Origin of the sequence: Shewanella corallii, from assembly GCF_023349125.1 — a bacterium.
In the GTDB taxonomy this organism is placed as follows: domain Bacteria; phylum Pseudomonadota; class Gammaproteobacteria; order Enterobacterales; family Shewanellaceae; genus Shewanella; species Shewanella corallii.
In genome coordinates, this window is record NZ_JAKIKT010000002.1 from 52572 (window position 1) to 76036 (window position 23465).

Sequence of the window (23465 nt, forward strand, 5' to 3'; positions counted from 1 at the left end):
GATGAATGTCAGCGCCCAACAAGTAGATAGAGAAATACAAAAAGGGGCCGGTTGGCCCCTTTTTGTGAGCTAAAGAGACTGATTCAGATTTTAATTAAGGTTCCCACAGCAGAGACCATATCCTCTCCCCGGCACTGAGTGTTGGCCAGCAACCTGGCTTCAGAGCATTCTCCCTTAACCTCTTCCACGCAAAACTCAAACCGGGTTTGAGTTTTAATCGGTTGCTCCAGGTTTCCGGCAGGCACCTGCTGCCACTGCCAATCAGCAATACTCTGACGGGCAGATTTGGCAAACTTACTGCGGGAGGCATCAACCACTTCGATCTCAGTGATCTGATAATCAGGCGTCACTACGTACTCCAGCGTGGCGCAGCCACTGCGTCTGGCCTTGGCTTCGGCGATGGGATATCTGGGTTCCTTTCGCACCAATTGCTTCCATTTAGCTTTGGTCATCTCGCCTTCAGTCAAAGCAAGTCCTGCATATTCAGAATGACTGGCCGAGCCTGTACTCTGACAAGCCGTCAGTGTCAGCAAGGCTAACGTAGACATGATGAACTTCATACCACCTCCATGTTGAAGAAAGTCGTAACTAAAACAGAAAACTATCCTATCTCCTGCCAGTGCAACAAACAATCACCGGTTCGGGCGATAACCCGGGCTATTGCCAGGCCAATTAAAAAGGAGCCAAATGGCTCCTTTTTAGGCGTCGAAACAAATCAGTCCCGAATATCTTTTTCCATATCCTCATAGGAGGTATGGCGCACGTCTTTACCCTTCACATAGTAAATCACGTACTCACAGATATTCTTACAGCGGTCACCAACACGCTCAACTGCCCGGGCAGCCCAGAGTACATCCAGCACCTCAGGAATCGAGCGTGGGTCTTCCATCATATAAGTCATCAACTGACGAATAATGCCCTCATACTCTTTGTCCAGTACAGCGTCCTGTTTATGCAGCTCAAACGCTGCCTCGGCATCCATACGGGCCAGAGTGTCCAGGGTGTTGTGCAAGGTGCGGGTTGCATGGCGTCCCATATTCTCAATACTCACCAGGAGTGGACGCTGATTATTGGCCCGCTTCTCAACCGCAGCCTTGGCAATACGAACACAGGAGTCACCGATACGCTCAAGATCAGCAATGGTTTTAGTGATGGCGATAATCAGACGCAAATCACTGGCCGCTGGCTGCCGCTTGGCAATAATGCGAGTGCACTCTTCATCAATGGCGACTTCCATACCATTAACCTTGTGGTCACCCTCAATCACTTTCTGAGCCAATTCAGCATCCAGGCTGCCCAAGGCATCCAGCGCCTGCTCCAGCTGACGTTCAACCAGACCGCCCATAGCCAGTACCCGGTTACGAATATCTTCCAGCTCAGCACTGAACTGCCCAGAGATGTGTTTGTTAAGATTCATATTTTCCATTGACGCTTAAACCTTTTGCTTAATCTACTCCAGATTATTGAAAGCGGCCAGACATCAGCCCACCCATCGGCAAATTAGCCGTAACGACCTGTGATGTAGTCCTCAGTCCGTCGTTCCTTAGGCGTGGTAAATATGGTGTTGGTATCAGCATACTCCACCAGTTCCCCCATATACATAAAGGCAGTCTGATCCGAAACCCGGGCCGCCTGCTGCATGTTATGGGTCACAATCACCACTGTATATTTGGCTTTGAGCTCCGAGATCAGCTCTTCAATCGTCAGAGTTGAAATGGGATCCAGTGCCGATGTTGGCTCATCGAGCAGCAGCACTTCAGGCTCGATGGCAATGGCACGGGCAATCACCAGACGCTGCTGCTGACCACCGGAGAGACCGAATGCATTGTCATGGAGACGGTCTTTCACCTCGTCCCAGATTGCTGCACCGCGCAGTGAGCGCTCACAGGCTTCATCCAGTTTGCGGCGGTCGTTAATGCCCTGCAGACGCAGGCCATAGACTACGTTTTCATAAATGGATTTTGGGAAAGGATTGGGACGCTGGAATACCATACCGACGTTACGACGCAGGGCGGCGACATCAACGCTTTTGTCATAGATGTTTTGTCCCTGCAGCAGGATCTCACCGGTAATATGGCAGTGATCCACCAGGTCATTCATACGGTTAATGCAACGCAGCAACGTGGATTTACCGCAACCTGAAGGCCCGATAAATGCGGTCACCTGATTCTTTGGGATCAGCATGGAAACGTCAAACAGCGCCTGCTTATCGCCATATTTCAGATCCAGATTGCGAATTTCCAATGCTGTCTCTGCCGGAGCCAGGTTACTCAGGTCCCTTGCGTCGGTGTTAATTGCTTGAGTATCTATTGAAATCATTTGCTCTACCATCACTTGAGAATACGGCTGTTATTAGTGTTCCAGAGAGCGGAATTTTTCCCGCAAGTGGTTACGCACACTGATTGCTGTCAGATTCAGTGCAACAATCACAGTCACCAGCAAGAATGAGGTGGCATAAACCAAGGGGCGTGCCGCTTCTACATTGGGGCTCTGGAAACCCACGTCGTAAATATGGAAACCCAGGTGCATGAACTTGCGTTCAAGGTGTACAAAGGGAAAGTTCATATCAATCGGCAGTGTCGGTGCCAGTTTCACTACGCCCACCAACATCAAAGGGGCTACCTCACCGGCAGCACGGGCCACCGCCAGAATCAAACCTGTCATAATCGCCGGGCTGGCCATAGGGATAACAATACGCCACAGGGTTTCTGCCTTGGTGGCGCCCAGTGCCAAACTGCCCTGACGCACCGCACTTGGAATGCGGGACAAGCCCTCTTCGGTAGACACTATCACCACGGGCAGGGTCAAAATTGCCAGGGTTAAGGCTGACCAGATAACACCGGGCGAACCAAAGGTAGGTGCCGGCAGCGCTTCAGGGTAAAACAGTTGGTCAAGGGAGCCGCCCAACATATAGACGAAGAAACCCAGACCAAATACCCCATAAACGATAGAAGGCACACCGGCCAGGTTAATCACCGCAATGCGGATCATCTTGGTCACCGGGCCTTTCTTCGCATATTCGTGCAGATAAATGGCGGCAATAACGCCGAATGGGGTCACAATCACCGCCATCAGCATCACCATAAATACAGTACCGAAAATGGCCGGGAATACGCCGCCTTCAGTGTTGGCTTCCCTTGGGTCATCTATGATGAAACCACCAACGCTCTTAAACCAGTGACCCACTTTGGTCATCAGTCCCATATCGTTTGGATAGGTCACATCCAGCACCTGAGACAGGTTCAGGGTAACTTCCTGGCCACGCATATCACGAACAACCACGCCATCACGGCCAGCAGCCTCGCGCAATGCAAATAGCTCGGTCTCAAGCACTTTGTATTCATCGTTCAGCGCCTGTCTGGCAAGCTCCAACTCAGTTTTGCGGGTATCGGTCAGTTCGCCATCCAACTCGTAACCACGCTCTTTCAGACGCAGACGTTCCAGCTCATAATTGATGGAGCCAATATCCTGCTTCTGCAACGTCATCGCGTCGTCATTGAGGTCAACGGCACGCTGAACATGCTCCTTCAGCATCACCCTGAGGTTGTCAGCGGGCAATCGCTTACCATCTTCAATCACAGCAACCGGATAGCCATAAAAGTTACCATTTTTGGTACGTTCAAATACGGCCAGATCTTTAGGCAAACTTTCACTGACAATGTCGGTACCCAGCACCCAGCGGAAGTCCAGGCCAACAAATTCCCGGTTACCTGTTTTGACCAGATAACGGGTAACGAACTCCCCGGGATAAGGGTTGAACTCGTAACCGGCTGACTCCAGACGCGCCGTGGGCACCTGCTCTCTATCATACAACTGGCCAATCAGAGTGGACTCGCTACCAGAGCTGTCACGCAGTTGCCACTCATAAACTTCAGCTGGCCAGAAGTAGCTCAGTCCACGCCAGGCGATCAGCAGCAACAAACCCAATACCGCAATCAAACTCAGACTGACAGCGCCCCCTGTCATCCAAATCCAGGGAGAGCCAGACTTAAACCACTTATTCATTGCCCATTTCCTTAACCTCGAAATCGAGTTGTTATTCGTTGTTACTTACAGTGAACTGTAACGTTCACGAAGACGCTGTCTCACCACCTCTGCCAGGGTGTTAAAGCAGAAGGTAAATACAAACAGCACGAATGCCGCCAGGAAGAGCACCCGATAATGGGTACTGCCAATTGCGGACTCAGGCATCTCTACCGCAATATTGGCGGCCAGGGTACGCATGCCCTCAAATACGCTCCACTCCATAATCGGCGTATTGCCTGTAGCCATAAGCACAATCATGGTCTCCCCTACCGCGCGGCCAAGGCCCATCATCACAGCGGAGAAGATACCCGGGCTGGCAGTGAGCAACACAACACGGGTCAGGGTTTGCCAGGGGGTAGCACCCAGTGCCAGCGAGCCATTGGAAAGATGACGGGGCACAGAGAACACAGCGTCTTCAGCAATGGAGAAGATGGTCGGGATAACGGCAAAGCCCATGGCGATACCCACAACCAGGGCGTTTCTCTGGTCAAAGGTGATTCCCAGCTCATTGGTAATGTACTGACGGGTGTCACCGTCAAACAGCCAGAGTTCCAGCACAGGACTGAATTCAAATGCCGCCCAACCCACGAGACACAAAATCGGCACCAGGAACAGCTCTTTAAACTCTTCTGGCAGCTTGAGTTTGATGGCTGCCGGCAGCACCTGCCAAATCACTGCGGTCGCTAATATGGTCAGCGGCAGCAATATTAGCAAGAGCACCATACCCGGCAGGTTTTCCTCCACCAGCGGGGCCAGCCACAAACCAGCCAGGAAGCCCAGAATCACAGTCGGCAGAGCTTCCATAATTTCAACCGTTGGCTTAACAAAGCCCCGCACCTTGGGAGACATAAAGTAGGCGGTATAGACTGCCCCGGCGATGGCCAGAGGCACAGCAAACAGCATGGCGTAGAAGGCTGCCTTCATGGTGCCGAACACCAGAGGCATCAGGCTTAACTTGGCTTCAAAGTCATCTGAACCTGAAGTGGACTGCCATACATATTGAGGCTCAGGGTAGCCTTCATACCAGACCTTCTGCCATAGTGCGCTCCAGGAAACTTCAGGGTGATCATTCTCAACCCTGAACAGATGTAGTTTTTCGCCCGCATCCACTACCAACGCACTTGCACGGGGACTGAAACCCATAATTTTGGTGTCTTTCAGATCGAAAGTTTTATCGAACAGGTCGCGCTCACTGGTGGTGTAGTGCAGCGACAGTTCGCCTTCCGGGGTGATGGTAACAAAGCTCTTGCGGAAGAATTCAGGAGCGATGGCAGCAACCTGACCACCGGCGTTGAAGTCGCGGATTTCACGGTACAAACGTCCTTTGTCGCTGGCGACCTGGAAGTATTGGGCGACCCGACCATCATCAAAGCTGACCAGAACAGAACTGGCTCCGGCCAGCAGACTGATATTGGTGATACTGGTGTTTGGCTCTTTAACCTCAATCACCTGCATCAGGCTGATTTCGTCCAGATAACGAATATCGTAAACAAAAATTCGGTTACCACTGTGCAGCAACAATTGTCTCTGATCAGGCGTCATCAGTTGCTGAGTCACCTGCCTGGGAGTATCCGGAATCGTCTCATGCTCGCTGACCCACTCAACCTCTTCAGTCAGCATGTTCTCCTCACCACTCATACGAGTGATAGCCCAGTTACCATTGCTGTCACGGTAACTGAATGTCATCTTATCGCTGGCATAGCCAAAGGAGAGATCCCGGACCTCGGAGCCATCCTTGGTCACTGCCATTGGCTGCTGCCCTTCAGGGTATCTCAGCCTTGGCGTAATCAAACGCACGTTGTCAGGGTAGGTCACACCAAAATCGACCTTAACCAGAAGTACAGAGCCATCACTCAGCCCCAAAGCATATTTCTGCTCAGCAGCCGTTGCCACTGCTGCACTGGTGACAGTCACACCAGCAGGAAGCGTTGGCTTGAACTCGCCCAGTGATTTGCCATCAACAGCTCGGAAAAACTCCACCAGACCGGAGTCGGCTACCCGGTAGAGAATTTCATTTTGCTCATCACTACCAACCATCAAGGCCTTTGATTGGGTTTGCTGATAGCTGACCTCAGTCACAGGCTCGACTTCAGCACTGTCAAAAATCGGCTTTACCACGTATAAGAGGTAGAAAAAGATCAACAGCAAGGCCACAAATACCATGATGCCACCTACGGTGACTCCCACGGCAGTAGCTTTGTCGGTGAATGCCCTGCGGCTGGTTCTGTGACCTGCCTTCAAGATGGAATGGGCAGCCCCTGGCAAACTTTGTTCCATTCATTACCTCTGTATTTAGGTATCAGCAAACGTTCTGATTAATGATTTTCATCGCTTTTTTCTGGGCTTACAGCCATTGCTGTGTTACCACTATTCCTCAGTGGCCCCAACCTGGATTCAATCCTTTTTAGTTGTGGCCCGAAGTATATGACGTCAATATGACAGCATTGTTACATAGCGCATGATTTCGCCACAGGAGTACCTCTATGCTGCGATACCTCATCACTTTGCAAGCACCTGACAGACAAGGATTGGTTGAACAACTGGCACACGCAGTCAGTCGTCACGGGGGCAACTGGCTGGATTCTGAGATGCGACATATAGACGGCACCTTTGCCGCCATGATGGTCGTTGAAGTACCTGCCCTGAAATGGGACGCCTTGCTGGAAAACCTTGAGTGTATCGATGGTCTGACAATGACCCACAGTAAGATTTCTGCAGGCCCAACCCCAAAATACCGCAGCGACTTTCAGTTTGTCGCCTATGACCGGGCGGGATTAGTACTGGATATTTCGAATAAAATCAACAAACTTGGCATTAATATCGAGCAATTCAGCAGCCAGTATGATGCCGCAGGTCATACCGGGGTTCCGCTGTTTAAAGCAAATTTAGGTCTGGGTATGGCCAATGAAGAACAGGAAGAAGCCCTGCGCCAATCTCTGTATGAGCTGGGGGATGATGTGGTACTGGATAAAGTCTGATACCAAATTAATCAGGAACAAAAAAGGAGGCTAATGCCTCCTTTTGTTATTTAATCACGCACTATTACGCCATCTTAGGGTTGGCGCCATAATCATTTTCATCATGGCTGTCCTGAACAAAGAAGACTATCAGAACAATGAATCCAATCACTGGGAGCAAATACAGCAACTGCCACCAGCCACTGCGACCGGTATCATGCAGACGACGGGCACCGATGGCCAGAGAAGGGATCAGCACTGCAAGAGAATATATGCTTCCCAACATCATTATACCTAACATATTATCGACAAGAGTCAGTACTATTGAAACGATAAAGTTGAACAGTAAAAACATCCAGAATTCTTTACGGCGAGCCCGGCCATTGAACTCAGCAAACTTTTTCCACGCCCCGATGTAATATTCCATAGCGACTCCTTTGTATTTATTTGGGTGGCAGGCATCGGCAGGAGTCAGTAACCCCCAAACCGAACGACGGCCAATTTACAATCGCTGCAAACTTAACACAAAGATAACAATTGCCAATCACCCTAAAGCATTAAGCAGTAGAGGTCATACCAATAAAAGTCTAAGCACACTGGGGTAGTAATCGGGCTTATGCGGCCAATCTGCCGTTTCTAACCAGAGCCCTGCGGACATTTCGGCACATTTTGCCAAAACGGTTAAGGTCATCAAACCCAGGAGCAATGCCTCTGTTGATACTGTGCTGCCAGTAGCTGAGTTCAGAGTCCACCATCTCCATCAACTTTTTTGGGCAGCCTATACAAGAGTTATCCGGACCACATACAAAAGTATCCTCCTCGTATAGAGGAAACTCCTGCTTTACCGCATCGATAATCTGCTGCATTGCGGTGATTCTATCGGGCTTTTGGGTCATAGCGCATAAGGTCGGGTGGTGAAATATGCAGCTATTCTACGCCTCCTTTTTGCTGACGCTATTCTCCCAAATAGGTAGCATACAAAAGGATTAACACCGATTAATCCTGCAGTATTTTCACTAACTCTTAATCGATAAAAGCGCTCATAGCTGATGGACTAACTCTGGTACACTCCCAAGACATTGAAAAGGCCCGCGTTCGACGGGCCCATGAATATCAAGAGTGAGCACTATGCAAGGAACCCTTTCCAAGATGCGCGCCAGTCTGGATGACCAGGCGCAGGTCCAGTATCAGCTGCCGGTTGGCGACGAAGAGCTGGCACTCAACCCTTTGATCGGCAAGTCGCTGTCGATCATCCATTCCGGCAATATCTACTGCTGCAGCTGTGGTAAGAAGACCAAGAAAAGCTACTCCCAGGGTCATTGCTATGTGTGCATGCAAAAGCTGGCCAGCTGCGACATGTGCATTATGAAACCGGAGACCTGTCACTTCGATGCCGGTACCTGTCGTGAGCCTGAGTGGGCCGAAAGTCACTGCTTTGTGCCTCACTATGTTTACCTGTCCAACACCTCTGGCATTAAGGTGGGCATTACCCGCCACACTCAGATCCCAACCCGTTGGATAGATCAGGGTGCTACTCAGGGTCTGCCAATCCTCAAGGTGGCTAACCGTCGCTTGTCCGGTAAGGTGGAAATTGAGCTGGCCAAACTGATCAAAGATAAAACCAACTGGCAGGCGATGCTCAAAGGCAACGCCGACGATTTAGATCTGCAGGAACAAGCCAAACAATTGCTGCCGCAAATCCAGTCACGTCTGGATGAACTGGCCGCCGAAGAAGGCCCGGATGCTATTGAAGTGCTCGATACCGGCAGCCAGGAGATCGACTATCCGGTTGAGACCTTCCCAACCAAGGTGAAATCATTCAACCTGGACAAAGACCCAATCGCCGGTGGCGTATTAATGGGCATTAAAGGCCAGTACCTGATTTTTGATACCGGGGTAATCAATATTCGTAAGTACACCTCTTACGACGTGACGATTCAGCACGATTAAGCCGGTCAAATAGAGACAAAAAGCCCCGCACGGTAGAGCCTGCGGGGCTTTTTAATCTTGTTCAAACCCGACTTTGGCGCATTAACCTCGCGCAGCCATCTGCTCTTCAATATCTTCGTAGGCTTCGACCAGAAATCTTGGGGTACAGATCGCCAGGAAGATAAGATCGCAATCACCTGTGTTGGTGATCCTTTGAGGGCAGGATGGCGGGATCACAACCACGTCACCTGGGTTGACTTCCACTGGCGCCATATCACCAACTTCCACCAGCCCTTTGCCTTCCTGAATGTAATAACGCTCAGTAATGTCACGCACGATATGCCAGCGGGTCGTCACGCCCGGTTCAACCCGCGCACGGGCAATAGAGGCTTCAGGATCATTGTCGGAATTTGAATGCTCGACGATATAACACAGCTCAGGAGTCCAGAACTCTGTGGTCAAATCCTGATGATGTACGGCTTCTTTCATTGTTTTCTCTGCAGTAGGGCAATCATCGGGGCAGCATTCCTCAGCCCTCCCTCAGGGTCAAGCCACACTTGCCAAAACAGTTTGAGCCAGAGCACAGAACGCATATGGATGCGCAAAAGAAAAGCAGGCCTGAGCCTGCTTTCATCATCCAATCCGGGTAAGCCCTACTTTAGCTCCACCAGCAAGCTGGCACCTGAGCTGCTGGGGTTGCCCCTTGGCGCCAGGTAGTACCAGCCTTCCGCAGGGTTGGTCAGCACCAACTGCTCACGGTTACCCGCCTGCTCGGACTTAACTTCAAAACTGTCAGGGCTGGCCCAGGTTTGGCTGTTGCCGTACAGGTTCAAATCACCTGTGCCATGATCTGTGCTGACGGTTACCGATGGAGTGTTTGCCGGCACATAGAAGTAATAGCTGGTGCGGCCATCGGCGACACAAACCGCTTCACCAAAGTTTACGCCGCCATACTCATAGGGAGTTTGGGCCTGGCAAACATCAGGCACATTGGATGGCAGCTCGGGTTCTGGCTCTGTCCCACCCTGAGATAAGGTCATGGACACTCCCTGATAACCTGAACTGGTCACCAGTGAGAAATACACCCAGCCTCGATTGGCAGTGACCGTCAGGCTGTCATCACTGCCAGCCACATCGGTACGAACATCAAAAGCTGACTCAGTTGCCCAGATACTCTGATTAAACAGAATATCCACTTCGCCTGTGCCACCGGACAAGTTCAGGGTCAGCTGAGTATTATCGGCATCCACATAGGTGTAGTAGTAATTGATACCACTGCCAGCAACACACTCCTGCTGATCCGGCGTCAGGTTGCCATCGGTAATGGTGGCCGCGCCACAGTCCTGCGTTGGGGTACCGGTGTCCGGGTCTGCATTGTCGCCAATACCATCACCGTCAGAATCAGCCCACTCGGTCGGATCCAGCGGGAACAGATCCAGGCTGTCCTCATAACCATCGTTGTCATCATCGGTATCAGCATTATTACCTATGCCGTCACCGTCGGTATCCAACGTTTCAGAGGGATCATTGGGGAAAGCATCCTGACTGTCCGGCACACCATCACCATCTGAATCCACCGGCATCACAGGGCCTGTCAGCTGGGAGTCATTGCTGGCAACCGCCTGCAACCACTGCTGCCATTCGGCCTCATAGTTATCGGCAATCGTGTTGTTGATATAGTCGAGCCAGCCCTGGGCATCGCCGCCACGCGCCAGTGCCAGCATGGCATCCACATCGCTGCGATGGTTTTCAAACATAAAGCGTACCGCCAGATAGCCCCAGCGATAAACTCTGTCTGTGCCGTCATTATATGTGGTTGCCAGCACCTGACTTAAGCTAAGTGCACCAGTGCGCGCCAGTGCCACAGCCTCATCGTTACGGTTCTGACGGGACAGGTACTCGGCCAGACCTTCGCTCCACCATACTGACTTACCGGTATTAATGTCGAAATAGTTGAAGGCGCCATAGAGGTTGAAACGACCATCCAGATAATGGACATACTCATGCTCCAGGTTCCACACCACAAACTCATCAGTGATCCAACTGGCTTCATGGGCGATAAATCGGGCCTGATTGTTCTGATCTGCCGGGTTGCCTTCCAGGTACATGCCACCATTATTGGTATCTATGCCGAAAATGATGCCAGCGTAATTATCATAGTTGGTGTAATCATCGAAGATATTGACCTGCAAACTGGTGTTGTAATCATCCGCCACCGGGGTATAACCGGTCGCCAGCACCTGATGGAAGAGCACCTCTTCCGCCGCCATCAGATCACAGGATTGGGTCAGCTCGGCATCATTCATCGCCTGGGCACGAATACTGATGGAATCGGAGCAGACGTAGTTTATGCCCAGTACCGTTTGTTCAAGCTCCTGCTCCCAGCCGCAAATACCAAACGCCTCACATTGCCCAGGATTGTAATAGTCCAGATAACCTGCACCATCCGCCCACTGAGGGCTCATGCGGGCAAACTTGGCCATATACTGCTGAATACCGGCATTGAGCTCGTTTTTCAGCGCATCCGACAGGCCCCAGCGCTCGTGATACACATAAAAGCGACCATACTCACCCAGCGCATCACTGGATTCATAGGCATATTCTGAGTTGATGATGTAGTCGGCCGTGGCAATGTTCAGCAATGCTTTGCGCAGATCACCATACTGCTCTGCCTGTTGGTTATATTCATCCACCCAGTAACCGCGATACAGCACAGTCAACGCACTGGTCAGGGCGCTGCGATGAGACCAGGAGTTCAGATACTCAGGCGAGAAGGCTTGCAGATAATCCAGCACATAAGGCACAGACTCCGCCATATTGTAGCTGCTGTCCCAGGTGGTAAAGAACTCAGACAGGGTGCGCCCGGCATAGTCTGAGGTATCCATCAGATAGGGGTTTTTGGCGTACTCCAGCAGCAGCTCTCGCACCGCCTGAGAAGCACTGTTGTCACTATAGGTCAGGTCATCGTTGTAAAACTCTATGTAGAAGGCGCCGCGCAGAAAATAGAACAGCTGCTGCATGTCGCGGCCACTGCGACTGTCGTAGCTGGCGGCCTGCGCCCTGGCCAGATTAGCCACTGCCACCACATTCTCGCTTTGATAAGTCGCTACCGCCAGCGCATCATTCTGACGATACAGCTCAGAAATACACTCAAAGTCTGAGTTCACCACAAAGTCATACAGGTCCTGACCTTTGAGATTGGCAAATCCCTGATAATCAGGGCAGCCCTCGGCCGTGGACATCACTCTGGCCTGACGGGTTGTCACAGGCGCAGCTTCCACCGGGCTTTGGCTGACACCGCTTATGGTGCGCTCAGCCTTGTCGGTTTGGCTCAACGCATGAATCACAGGATTGCGACTGACTGGCGCCGACAGTGAATCTGCATCGGCATGGTTTTCAGGGTGATGGTGAGAGTGACCAGTAGCCTGCGCCTGCAAGGCAACAGGCAGCAAAGAGCTGACAGCCAGAGCCAACAGGCCGGCTGGGGACAATTTAAATGACATTGATTATTCTCCGGTTAACCCGCCACTGCGTACCGGATGCTGAACCACTTAATCAGCTGACACCAAGCCAGAAACCAGGTCTGTCTGGGTGTGCTGGAAGACGGGGTTAATTATCCTTGTTGTATAGCCTTGTAAAAACAAGGCCTTGGTCTAAAGCCAAGTTTGTTATACAGCATATTGTATACAAATTTCACCCATGAACGGTAAATATCATACTTTTGAATTAGTTATGACTATCCCTGCTGGTTAGACCTAACATTTCCTTTTGAATCCATTGAGATTTCTCAGTCTTAATTCCAAATTGTTCTAAAAACAATCAATGGATATAAGGCAAATTTAGATTCCGCCTCAACTGATTTACAGTCATAGAAAAATACTCATACCTGCGTTTAAAACAATTTCCGGATAATGCAAAACCCCATGCCACTGAAATATCAGAGCATTGCAGCCATAAAGGATTTGCTTTACTGCTGGATACAACCGTTACAACCAGTCATTGCAGTAGTGGCTTGATCGACCTCTGGTTGCGATGGTGCTGCATGTGCCAATAAGGCCCAGCGTCCAAAAACAATCCAAAGAGGACAAATCAGTGAATTTTGCCAACAAGCTCAGCAATAAACTCAATCCCGCAAAGTCTCTGTTTGCAGCCCTGCTGCTCACACTAACCTTAACTCCACAGGCTCAAGCAGCCGCTCCCCAGCACCCTATCGTTCTGGTCCACGGCATTTATGGATTTGATGCCCTTCTGGGCATCGATTACTTTTACCGGGTACCGCAAACCCTGCGCGCCATGGGGGCAAAAGTCTATGTAGCTCAGGTATCCCAGGCCAACAGTACCGAAGTCAGGGGTGAACAGTTAAGACAGTACATTCAAGGCGTGCTGGCCCACTCAGGCGCCAGTAAGGTCAATATTATCGGCCACAGCCACGGTGGCCCAACCGCCAGATATGTCGCCAGTGTCAGCCCTGAGATAGTGGCGTCGGTCACCTCCATTGGCGGCGTCAACTGGGGCAGTCGTTTTGCCGATTTCCTGCGGGGCCATATTCGCCCTGACTCCTGGACCGAATGGATGGTACGTATCGGGATGGAAGGCCTGGCGAGAGCCATAGCTACTCTTTCCGGTAACCCGGCAACACCTCAGGACGCCCTGGCGATGGCAGAGTCTCTCACCACCAGAGGCTCAGTCGCTTTCAACCAGAGGTACCCAGAGGGTATGCCTGCCTCCTACTGCGGTCAGGGACGTAAATGGGTCAATGGTGTTGCCTACTTCTCCTGGTCCGGCTCCGGCGTATTCACCAATGGCTTTGACCTGTCCGACTACCCATTGAGCCTGACGGCACTGGTTTTCAATGAACCCAACGATGGTTTGGTTGCCAGCTGCAGTACCCATCTGGGGCAGGTTATCCGCAATAACTACCGCATGAATCATATGGATGAAGTAAATCAGGTCTTTGGTCTTGTCAGCTGGTTTGAGACCAATCCTTTGACCCTGTTCCGGCAGCATGCCAATCGTCTGGCCCAGCATGGCCTGTAAACGCAAGCGGTAAGGAGCGATAACGATGACGCAGCAGCCCAAATCCCCTGATATTTGGCATTACAAACCCTGGTGGATTGCGGCTGCTGTTGTCCTGTTGCTGCTTATCTGGCTCGGACTTTCTACCAGGCAGCAAACTCCACCACCAGCTTTAACGGATGCAGATGCGGAGGTTAGAGTAACTTCATCCGTGACCGCACAGTCCAAACCTGCGATGGAAACCACCCAGCCAGACCCACAACAAGGATCCGGTAACCCGCTGGTGTTAAATGAACAATTGAAATGGCAGTTTGATGACCTGATCCATTCAGCAGATGGCGACGACACCAAGCTCCCTTCACTGCTAAGTGAACTGGCCCTAAGCCTTAATCTCAGTGACGATGCAGAGTTGAATCTCATGGATTTGTTCAGCCGCTACCGCCAATACCTGATGGCAGTTGCTGAACTCAAACTGGGAGTGAACACTGAAAGCCTGCTCAGCGCTGATGATACCCGCAGCTTTTTGCGCCGGGCCCACGCTCTCCAGTTCGAATTTTTCTCTGACCCGGAAATAGCCGCCTTCTTTGGCGATGCCAACCGTTATGATCAGCAGGCTCTGGCACGCATAACGGCACAAGCTGGCCATGATGCGTCAAGCCTTAAACAGCAACTGGACAGTCTACCTGAGCAAGACAGAGAGACTCTGTTACCTTCGGTACAAGCACTGGCCCTGACAGAATCTTTGTCTGGTCAGCAAGCGCCTGCCGATTTGACCTTTGAGCAGCAGCAAAAACTCCAGGAGTTTCAACATCAAAACCTGAAGTGGCAGCAAAGGGTGGAGGCCGTGATTAAGTTGCAGCAACAGCTTGCTGACACTCAGGATGCCGATCTGATATTAGCTGACTATCTCGCGAGCGGATTTACCCTTGCCGAACGTCGCAGGCTGGATGTTTTCCTGCGTCACCCCGAATTACTGAATTTGCAGGGTAATGAGTGACAAGCCAACAGGGATAGGTAGAATTAGCGTCCCTTAAAATGCTGAATGAGCCCAATCATACCCAATGGACCTGCTGCTCGCCCTGTGTACCTTTGTGTTCACCACGGCTGTTTCTCCCGGCCCCAATAATATTCTGCTGATGAGCTCAGGAGTTAACTTTGGGTTTCGTCGCAGCCTGCCGCTGATCTCAGGGATCTGTATTGGGTTTCCCTCCATGGTACTCGCTGTTGGACTGGGGCTTAGCGAAGTGTTTCAGCGCTTCCCGCTGATGCACACCAGCATTAAGACTCTGGGTATCTGCTACCTGCTGTATATGGCATATCGGCTGGTGATGAGTCGGAGCGAAATCGAAACCCGCAATCGTCCTGAGCCTTTGGGCTTCTTCCAGGCCGCGGCGTTTCAATGGGTAAACCCCAAAGCCTGGGTGATGGCCATTGGCGCCATGGGGGCTTTTACCAGCCTGAATGACCCTCTTACTCCCCAGGTTCTTAAAATCAGTTCGGTATTCTTTTTTATCGGTGTCCCTACCGCCCTGCTCTGGCTGGGTCTGGGATTATCGCTCAAGCGTTTTCTCAACGCCCCCCACAGACAACGCAGATTCAATCTGTTGATGGCCAGCCTGCTGGTACTTTCCATCGTGCCGATTATCCTGCCGGAGTAATTTATGAACGCCCCTCAATCCAAATCAGCGGCTGATGTCGCCCAACAGCAGATCGCCAACTGGGTGCGCAGTTTCATTGTGAAGTACAACATCTGCCCTTTCGCCCGTCCGGATCTGGACGCGAACAATATGCGCTACTGTGTTGCACATTCAAGCGATCTGGAGACGGTATTGATGTCACTGGTGGAAGAGTGCGTATTTATGGACAGCAATCCCCAGGTAAACACCAGCCTGTTTATTCTGCCGGAGGGGTTTGAGCAATTTGATGACTATCTGGATCTTCTGGATATCGCCAATGCATTGCTGCAGGCTCAGGGCTATGAAGGCACGTACCAGTTGGCCAGCTTCCACCCGGATTACTGCTTTGAAGGGGAAGAGGAGTCAGACGCCGCCAACTATACCAATCGCGCGCCGCTGCCTGTATTGCACATTATTCGCGAATCGGCACTGGCAGCAGCCCTGGCTGAATACAAAGATCCTGAATCCATTCCTGAGCGCAATATTCAGTTCACCCGCCGCAAAGGCGCGAATTTCTTTGAACTGATACTGCAGGCATGCAAAGCCTCCAAATCAGATTGAATACAGGGCTGGACTGAGTACCACCAGCCCGAACAGTCAGTCAGCAACGGTGACTCTGGCCCATATCTTACTCAGTCCAACTTCAGTAATTTCCTCAATAACCACTTTTTGTCCAGGAACGAGAAAACCTAGGGAGTCACCATATCTGTATCCCAACAGGGTAAACACAGGTGATTTTGTTCTGAGGTTTACACTTTCTTTGACCCTATATTCAGTGCCCGAAATCGGTTCTCCCTGATCAATATCGATAGTCCGGAATTGCCAGCGGTCACCGGGGAAGTAGCCTATGTAGATCCAACCTTCTGAGTCCTGGGCTACCTGCCGTTTTTCTTTGGCTGTATCTTCCAGCATCTCAAGCTGTACCTTCTGCTCCTGGATGCTGGCGAGTTGCCCCTGAATTTTCTCGCCACTGGCTTCCACTTCGGTTCCCAACTTTTCCAGCGCCTGATCTGATCCTGAGTTCAGGGTTAATTCCTTGATACGGCCGAGCAATATACCATTTTGATCACCAGCCTCTTTCAACCTGACTTCAGCCAGTTCGAGTTCGCTTTTTGCCCGCCTGGCGTCTTCCTCTATTCGGGTAGTGATCAGTTCAAGTTTGGCTACCTGAGCATCATGACGGACGGTATTTTGTTGCAGTGTGAATTCGGCGGTTTCAATTTTTTGATTCAAGCTGAGCTGAGAGGGAAGAAACACATACTGAATATAAGCCGCAAATATCAACGCCAAAGACACACCGGCAGCCAAAGGTCTCAGGAATTTCCGACTGAAGAAAAATGATTGATTTACCTCCGAATCGAGTAGCCGGGTTTCCAACTCCAGCTTTCTCAATTCCGCTTCCTCTCTGGCGATTTCTGCAAGAATTCGCCTGGCTTCAATCTCTCGTAAATCATCTTCTGTCATAGGCTTAGCCCTGAGTCGCTGTTGATTACACCCAAGATACGGAACCGTGAGCGGCGACTGAATTACTCTTTCGGGTTAAATGATGGTGAGAATATTCTGGAATGGCCTGACGCAGTCAATGAGGGCAAGTGAGCCTTTTCTTTTAACTCTGGCTATTGGCGCAAGCCTCTAAAATACAAATGCCGGAATAACAAAAAGGCCACCGACTGTCGCCTGTGGCCTTTTAAAATATTGAATCAGGGGGGCTGGACAACTGACTGCAGATTACAGTCTGTGGACCCTAACCTCCAGAATCCTGAGTTCATCCACCTGTATCACTTCGAACCGGAAGCCCTCACGCTCCACGCTTTCACCGGCTTTGGGCAAAGATCCAAACTCAGCCAACAGCATACCGGCGACCGTTACGTATTCTTCCTCAGGATCAACCAGACCTGTGATCTCCAGCTTATGCTCCAGATCGTGCAGCGCAGTGCAGCCTTTAACCTGCCAACTGTCTCCGGTCTGGATAATCTCCGGCAGCTCATCGGCATCAGGGAACTCACCCACAATAGATTCCAACAAGTCGTGCAATGTCACCAGTCCCTGCACACTGCCGAATTCATCGGTCAGAATCGCCAGATTGGTGCGGTTCAACCTGAAGCCCTGCAGCAAGCGCATGGCGGTAATGCTGTCAGGTACCACCATGGCCGGCTGACTGCGGGCCAACGCCTGAATATCTTCGCCCTGCTCCAGAGCCAGCAACATATCTTTACTGCGTACTACGCCCAGCAGTTCATCCAGCGAGCCATTACACACAGGGAACAACTGATGAGAACTGGTGCGGATCTGCTGTTTAAGCGCATCGGCATCATCCTGAATATCCAGCCAGCAAATCTCATTGCGGGGCGTCATCAGGGTACGTACTGACCGTTCAGCCAGCGACAGTACGCCTGTCACCATCTCTCTTTCATGGGCATCAAAGCCCGGCGTCAAGCCTTCTGGTGTCACAGGCTCATCGGCATCAAACTCAATACGGCCACCCATGAGTTTAACAATGGCATCAGTAGTGCGTTGACGCAGCGGCGTGTGCTCTTCCCTTTTCAGGCTGTTGCGACGAATCAGTTGGTTAAAGGCCTCAATCAAAATCGAGAAGCCCATGGCGGCATACAGATAGCCTTTTGGAATATGGAAACCAAAACCTTCGGCCACCAGGCTACAGCCAATCATCAGCAGGAAGCTCAAACACAGCACCACAACCGTAGGGTGAGCATTCACAAAGTCGGTAATCCACTTGGAGCCTACCAACATAACGACCATTGCAACCACAACGGCAATCATCATCACCGTCAGGTTATCCACCATACCTACCGCGGTAATAATGGAGTCCAGGCTGAATACAGCATCCAGTGCCAGGATCTGGGCGATGATCACTCCGAAACTGGCATACACATTGGTTTTACTGGCCTGACGGCTTTCGCCTTCCAGACGCTCGTGCAGCTCCATAGTGGCCTTGGCCAGCAGGAACAGACCACCGGAAATCAGAATGATATCCCGCCACGAGAAGGTCAGCGTGCCGATACTGAACAGGGGCTGAGTAAGCGTGACCAGCCAGGAAACAATACTCAGCAGACCCAGACGCATCAGCAGCGCCAGTGTCAAACCGATAGTACGAGCTTTGTCCCTTTGATGTGGGGGCAGCTTTTTAACCAGGATGGCGATAAATACCAGGTTGTCGATACCCAGTACAATCTCAAGAATAATCAGGGTAACAAGACCGGCCCAAATTTGGGGATCAGTCAGGAACTCCATGGGGAAACCTCTTTAGACGACGCTCGGAAGTGAGCAGGCCATAAATTACCTGCAGATGATGCCATCACAAAATCGGGAATTCCGATGTAATTAACGAAAGTTAATAAAGGATACAGCCTGATACAGACAAGGGGTTGTGTTGACGATTTTATGACAGCTTTTAATGTTCAACTCAGATAACTGCCGCTTTCCCGGCAAAAGCGTTAAACAATGTTTAATACATTCAGTTAGCCCGGTTTACGGCTGATAGCATCATAATTTTCAATCCCGGCAACAGCCCTGTTCAGATTCAGCCTCTGCTGATATTTCTGTTCTATGTTGGATGATTCACTGATACCGGCCGGATACAAGAGTAACTTACCAGACTAAAGCGCTCTATCTTTGCGACGGAGTTTAACTGTCTTGTTGAGAAAAAGGCCGCTCCATTCAACTCCCAGGTCCTGGGGTAATTGGAGCGGTCTTTCATATTAATCGCACAGGAGTTTAAGGGCTGTTGTCGTGAATCAATCACCAGACTCTTCACTCAGGTCACAGGGCTCACCATTGCAATAAAGGGCATTTAACGCCGCTTTGCCATCGGATGACAGATAGACTTGAGCACTCACCTTATCCGAGGTGAGCTCACGCTCAGCAGCCAATGCCTTCTCTTTAGGCAAAAAGAAGGCTTCAATCCCATAATCCAATCGATAGTATTCACTGCTGACAAAGCGGATCCGGCCGCCAATAAAAGTGCCCTCTCCCGGCTTAGTGGCTGACAGTTTCACCGGCATCGGCTGCTGACCATCCATGTTCAGAGTCAGATAAACCTTTTGCCCATCTTTGAATTTGCCATCGGCAATATCTGTGGGCACCCGTGAAATGCTGTAGTTAAGGCGCACATAGTTGCCACGAAATAAACTGCGGGGATCGTACGGCTCGGTCGGCAGCATCACGGGCTGACCAAACCACAAAGGTGCCACCGAACTTAAGTACTCCACTGCCAGTACGCCGGTTTGCAGCACTATGGTCAGCAATATCCCGGTCACAAGCCATCTGGGACGAGCTGTTTTGTTACTCTTCACGGGCTGCCTCCCTGCGATAACGCCAGTATCGGGCAGCGCCATAAAGCACTGCAGCACACAACATAAACAGCATGGCCCCTCCGATATAGTCACCCACCAGATCAAAGTATCTGAGCAAGGCCGTCAGCAACAACACACTGACTCCCGTATAAAAAGCTGTGCCGTTGGATTCGTCTATACCGCGACGGATACTGTAAATACCGGTAAATACCAACATTAGATTGGTCAGGACTGTCATCACCTGATCGGGTAGCAGCATCATCTCAGTGTTGAGAAACCCCAGAGTATAGAACAGGCCATTGGCCCCCAGAGCAATACGGGCAAAGATGGAACTGTGCCAACTCAGGGCGATGGCGCAGATACTCGCAGCCCCCACAATCATAGTCAGAATTGAGCCCGACCAGGTGAGCTCGGTCCTCAACTCACGCCACATTCCATCAAAACTCAGTACGACCAGCGTAAAAATACCGAGCAAAAGAACACAGTGCTGCAGTGCGTGACCATATGCTTTCAGATGAAACCGATTTGCACTCATCATGCGCCAGGCGCCACCGGCCAACATCAAGCCCAAGGCAATATTGATGGCCAGGGTATCCGGCTCCCAATGGTATTGCCACCAGTCACCCAGATACCAGTTCATCAGTAGATTCAGCCACAGCAGTAAGCTCAAAATACTGAGCAGGAACAGCAGACGGCTGCTGCCGGCGACCAGGGATACCCACAAAGTCACCAGCGCAAACAGAGGGAAGAGAGCCGGGAAAAAGTCTTCAAAAGATTCAACAAACATCCAGATTATGGCCAGCGCCAACACCTGCAATGCCAGCAAGCGACTGCGACACAAAGCCGCCAGAGGCAGTATACCGAGCGCCCACCACAAGATGCCGTCGGGATAGTGTTCACCCAGATGGTAAATCTGGGCAATCAGCATAATGGACGCACCATAGCAAAGGCCACCGAAAAACAGCCAGATAACCCCGGCCTGCTCTTTACCGGCAAGAAATACCCGGGCACCCTGCAGATTAACCACCAGGGTCAGCAGTATCAGCCCCAGCATCCGGGCCATTCTGGGGATCTCATCCCAGTTATGGGACATAATAAGGATAAGCGCCAGACCGGCAAACAAGGCCGCCATGGCCGTCAACAGGAAGTAGCCAAAGCTGTGCCCCTCAGCATCCTGCCAGCTGGCTCCAGAGCGACTGAGAATGGCTTCTCCCTGCTCGGCGGAGATCAATCCGTCATCGACCCAGGACTTGAGCTCGCGTACGCTGTCCCGCCTGAAAAACCTGAACCCTTTCATCATTTCCCTTTACTGCATCCAGAGCCGAGGCAGCTGAAGCAGGTTGTTGATTAGTGATTAATCATCAACTTAAGCCATCAGACTGACCTCATCAAGCGACCAATGCCTTTGTTATGCTCAATCCGGGCGGTCTGTCTGCTATGCCATGCGGGCAGCTGTGCGACCCAGCAGCATAAACCACAGGTACATCAGAGTTTCCATGGCACGCTGCATCAACCCCACAAAAGGCAGATCCGGATTAAGATTAAGCAGTAAGCCAAAAGCCAGTATCGCCACCGCCACACCTGCCATCATCAGGGTAAACCCGCCAGGCCATTGCCGGGCGGACACCGAGGTCACCAGCACCCCGGAGATCCCTGCAAGATAGGCAAAAGTGCCAAGGGTAATATGCAAGCCATGGGCAAAACTGGCCTGCTCTACCGGGCGACATTCAAAGTCACAGGCAAAGATACTGGCACCAATCAACAACAGGGCATAGATACCTATAAGGCCAATACCAAGGCGTGTGGGCACGCTTTGTGGCAGCACAGGCAATGCCATGGCCAGAAAAACCAACAGCAAAATTTCAGTGGGCACAAATCCCAGATAATTTACCAGCCAGGCATGGGGCGCACCTGTGGCACCCAGCTCACTCATATACTGAGATATATGGCTGTAGTCAGGATAAAACAGCCCGCCTACCAAGACGGTAAATACCAGCCACAGGTAACTGATCAGCGGCAATCGGCGGATCCATTCGTGGCGGGAAAAGATCAGAAACTGGCCCAACATAACGCACTCCCTGTGTCCATTTTCGACGCAAAATCAATCAATAGTAATGAAGTATCCCGGCCTCTGTCCAGCCGCGAACCATACTCTACATATGTCTAATACAGCATTGTTTTTAAAATAAAAAACCGTTTAAGCCAATCGAATTATTCCGCTATTTATAGGCATCTGGCTCACAGACTCATGAGCCTCAGGGTGCCATGATGATATCCACACAGCTGCCGCTGTACCCACATGGAGAAAGAATATGAACAAGACTCTGATAGCATCGCTCGCCTTGATGGCAAGCGCCTCAACCTTCGCCGCCGACACCGCCACAGTTGATATGGAACTGGTTACAGCCCAAGGCAACAAAACCATAGGCACTATCACCCTGATCCAATCTGATTACGGCCTGGTACTGACTCCACAAATTCACGGTTTAACCGCCGGCCTGCATGGCTTCCATATCCATGCCAAAGGCAGCTGCGCACCTTCAACCAAGGATGGCAAAACCATTCTGGCAGGAGCGGCCGGCGGTCACTATGACCCGGACAACACAGGTAAGCACGGTCATCCCTGGGATACCGGCAACCACAAAGGCGATCTGCCAGCCCTGTATGTTGACCACCATGGCAATGCCAGCTATCCGGTTCTGGCGCCCAAGCTGACTCTGGCTGAAGTGAAAGGCAAGGCGATTATGGTGCATGTGGGTGGTGATAATCACTCAGATCACCCGGCCCCTCTGGGCGGTGGCGGTGCGCGCATGGCCTGTGGTGTGATCCAATAAGCGAACCTTGCAGGGAAAGCCAGTGAGATTGGCGTAAGGTAAGCAAACGCCGGGTTATTTGACCCGGCGTTTTGTTTATAAGAGGTTAGCAATCAGCCCTGCATGCCCACATAGCCCGGCTGGGCCTGCATCCTTGCTATCCAGGCTTGAATACCGGGATAGTTGACCAAATCAAAGCCCCCTTCGTGGGCGACATGGGTATAGGCATACAAAGAGATATCAGCACAAGTCACGCTATCGCCACACAGGTATGGCGTCCTTTGCAGTTGCTGCTCCATCACATCCAGGGCTCTGTAACCCGGAGCATGCTTGGCGTCATACTCGGCCCTGCGATCATCCGGCAGCCCCAGATACAGTTGAATAAAGCGAGCCACGGCAATATAGGGTTCGTGGCTATATTGCTCAAAGCTCTGCCATTGGGCTACCCGGGACAGCTCAAAAGCGTCTTCTGGCAATAGATGAGAGCCGTGAGCAAGATAATTAAGAATGGCGTTGGACTCACTCAAAGAGCGTCCATCATCAAGCTGCATAGCCGGAATTTTGCCGTTGGGGTTGATGGCCAGATATTCAGGGGTTTTGTTTTCACCTTTGAGGGCGTTCACATTGACCCACTCATGCTCAATATTCAAAAGCGCGCACACCAGCTTAAGTTTGTAACAGTTGCCAGAACTGATATCGCCGTAAATCTTCATCTTGCTCTCCCTCGCTGAAATG

The 23465-nt window shown here is 51.2% G+C and carries 22 protein-coding genes; 7 read left to right on the forward strand and 15 right to left on the reverse strand.

From position 1 onward, the window contains the following. Nucleotides 1–83: 83 nt before the first annotated feature. The 5 genes from L2725_RS05470 to L2725_RS05490 form a co-directional block, all read right to left on the reverse strand. Complete coding sequence (locus tag L2725_RS05470; RefSeq protein WP_249248050.1) at nt 84–560, reverse strand: energy transducer TonB; 477 nt, start codon at nt 558–560, stop codon at nt 84–86. A gap of 155 nt (nt 561–715) precedes the next feature. Continuing rightward, nucleotides 716–1426, reverse strand: coding sequence for a phosphate signaling complex protein PhoU (gene phoU / locus L2725_RS05475; RefSeq protein WP_115135655.1), 711 nt, complete (start codon nt 1424–1426; stop codon nt 716–718). Between the two features lie 74 nt (nt 1427–1500). Next, nucleotides 1501–2319: a phosphate ABC transporter ATP-binding protein PstB gene (gene pstB, locus L2725_RS05480; RefSeq protein ID WP_249248051.1), complete on the reverse strand. Its 819-nt coding sequence runs from the start codon at nt 2317–2319 to the stop codon at nt 1501–1503. Nucleotides 2320–2352: 33 nt separating this feature from the next. Then, complete coding sequence (gene pstA / locus L2725_RS05485) at nt 2353–4005, reverse strand: phosphate ABC transporter permease PstA (RefSeq protein WP_249248052.1); 1653 nt, start codon at nt 4003–4005, stop codon at nt 2353–2355. Nucleotides 4006–4050: 45 nt separating this feature from the next. Continuing rightward, nucleotides 4051–6303 (reverse strand): ABC transporter permease subunit, encoded by a 2253-nt coding sequence (locus tag L2725_RS05490; RefSeq protein WP_249248053.1) that lies wholly within the window; start codon nt 6301–6303, stop codon nt 4051–4053. Nucleotides 6304–6509: 206 nt separating this feature from the next. Between L2725_RS05490 and L2725_RS05495 the strand changes: the two genes are divergently transcribed. Then, a complete protein-coding gene (locus tag L2725_RS05495; protein ID WP_249248054.1) occupies nt 6510–7004 on the forward strand; it encodes a glycine cleavage system transcriptional repressor in 495 nt (164 codons plus the stop codon). A gap of 64 nt (nt 7005–7068) precedes the next feature. Here L2725_RS05495 and L2725_RS05500 read toward each other — a convergent pair whose 3' ends face one another. Continuing rightward, a complete protein-coding gene (locus tag L2725_RS05500; RefSeq protein ID WP_249248055.1) occupies nt 7069–7410 on the reverse strand; it encodes a DUF805 domain-containing protein in 342 nt (113 codons plus the stop codon). Nucleotides 7411–7597: 187 nt separating this feature from the next. Continuing rightward, a complete protein-coding gene (locus tag L2725_RS05505; protein WP_346347853.1) occupies nt 7598–7849 on the reverse strand; it encodes a hypothetical protein in 252 nt (83 codons plus the stop codon). A gap of 262 nt (nt 7850–8111) precedes the next feature. Here L2725_RS05505 and L2725_RS05510 point away from each other — a divergent pair, with 262 nt between their 5' ends. Next, nucleotides 8112–8933: a DUF2797 domain-containing protein gene (locus L2725_RS05510; protein WP_249248056.1), complete on the forward strand. Its 822-nt coding sequence runs from the start codon at nt 8112–8114 to the stop codon at nt 8931–8933. Nucleotides 8934–9014: 81 nt separating this feature from the next. On the opposite strand, the gene L2725_RS05515 is transcribed toward L2725_RS05510, so the two are convergent. Together L2725_RS05515 and L2725_RS05520 are read right to left on the reverse strand one after the other, a co-directional pair. Continuing rightward, nucleotides 9015–9401 carry a cupin domain-containing protein gene (locus tag L2725_RS05515; protein ID WP_249248057.1) on the reverse strand — a complete coding sequence of 129 codons (387 nt, stop codon included), beginning with the start codon at nt 9399–9401 and terminating at the stop codon, nt 9015–9017. A 164-nt stretch (nt 9402–9565) separates the two neighbouring features. Next, nucleotides 9566–12415 (reverse strand): M9 family metallopeptidase, encoded by a 2850-nt coding sequence (locus L2725_RS05520; RefSeq protein ID WP_249248058.1) that lies wholly within the window; start codon nt 12413–12415, stop codon nt 9566–9568. Between the two features lie 589 nt (nt 12416–13004). On the opposite strand from L2725_RS05520, the gene L2725_RS05525 reads away from it, so the two are divergent. The 4 genes from L2725_RS05525 (at nt 13005) to L2725_RS05540 (ending at nt 16165) form a co-directional block, all read left to right on the forward strand. Beyond that, a complete protein-coding gene (locus tag L2725_RS05525; protein ID WP_249248059.1) occupies nt 13005–13949 on the forward strand; it encodes an esterase/lipase family protein in 945 nt (314 codons plus the stop codon). Nucleotides 13950–13974: 25 nt separating this feature from the next. Beyond that, the gene (locus L2725_RS05530) at nt 13975–14925 is read left to right on the forward strand and encodes a lipase chaperone family protein (protein ID WP_249248060.1); all 951 of its coding nucleotides are present in this window, start codon (nt 13975–13977) and stop codon (nt 14923–14925) included. Nucleotides 14926–14989: 64 nt separating this feature from the next. Further along, nucleotides 14990–15586, forward strand: a complete 597-nt coding sequence (locus tag L2725_RS05535; RefSeq protein WP_249248061.1) for a LysE family translocator — start codon at nt 14990–14992, stop codon at nt 15584–15586. A 3-nt stretch (nt 15587–15589) separates the two neighbouring features. After that, nucleotides 15590–16165, forward strand: a complete 576-nt coding sequence (locus L2725_RS05540; protein WP_249248062.1) for a DUF1415 domain-containing protein — start codon at nt 15590–15592, stop codon at nt 16163–16165. A gap of 36 nt (nt 16166–16201) precedes the next feature. Here L2725_RS05540 and L2725_RS05545 read toward each other — a convergent pair whose 3' ends face one another. The 5 genes from L2725_RS05545 to L2725_RS05565 all read right to left on the reverse strand — a co-directional run bounded on the left by L2725_RS05545 (nt 16202) and on the right by L2725_RS05565 (nt 21985). Beyond that, nucleotides 16202–17068, reverse strand: coding sequence for a hypothetical protein (locus tag L2725_RS05545; RefSeq protein WP_249248063.1), 867 nt, complete (start codon nt 17066–17068; stop codon nt 16202–16204). A 264-nt stretch (nt 17069–17332) separates the two neighbouring features. After that, a complete protein-coding gene (locus L2725_RS05550; RefSeq protein ID WP_249248064.1) occupies nt 17333–18856 on the reverse strand; it encodes a TerC family protein in 1524 nt (507 codons plus the stop codon). Between the two features lie 503 nt (nt 18857–19359). Continuing rightward, nucleotides 19360–19917, reverse strand: a complete 558-nt coding sequence (locus L2725_RS05555) for a GDYXXLXY domain-containing protein (RefSeq protein ID WP_249248065.1) — start codon at nt 19915–19917, stop codon at nt 19360–19362. Continuing rightward, nucleotides 19907–21217 carry a DUF2157 domain-containing protein gene (locus tag L2725_RS05560; protein ID WP_249248066.1) on the reverse strand — a complete coding sequence of 437 codons (1311 nt, stop codon included), beginning with the start codon at nt 21215–21217 and terminating at the stop codon, nt 19907–19909. Before L2725_RS05560 ends, L2725_RS05555 begins: the two co-directional genes overlap by 11 nt. A 135-nt stretch (nt 21218–21352) precedes the next feature. Further along, nucleotides 21353–21985, reverse strand: a complete 633-nt coding sequence (locus L2725_RS05565; RefSeq protein WP_249248067.1) for a DUF998 domain-containing protein — start codon at nt 21983–21985, stop codon at nt 21353–21355. A gap of 244 nt (nt 21986–22229) precedes the next feature. Between L2725_RS05565 and sodC the strand changes: the two genes are divergently transcribed. Then, nucleotides 22230–22751, forward strand: a complete 522-nt coding sequence (gene sodC, locus L2725_RS05570; RefSeq protein ID WP_249248068.1) for a superoxide dismutase [Cu-Zn] SodC — start codon at nt 22230–22232, stop codon at nt 22749–22751. 92 nt (nt 22752–22843) lie between these two features. Here the strand turns inward: sodC and L2725_RS05575 are convergent, their stop codons facing one another. Next, on the reverse strand, nt 22844–23443 hold the full coding sequence (locus tag L2725_RS05575; protein ID WP_249248069.1) for a glutathione S-transferase family protein: 600 nt from the start codon (nt 23441–23443) through the stop codon (nt 22844–22846). Nucleotides 23444–23465 lie beyond the last annotated feature (22 nt).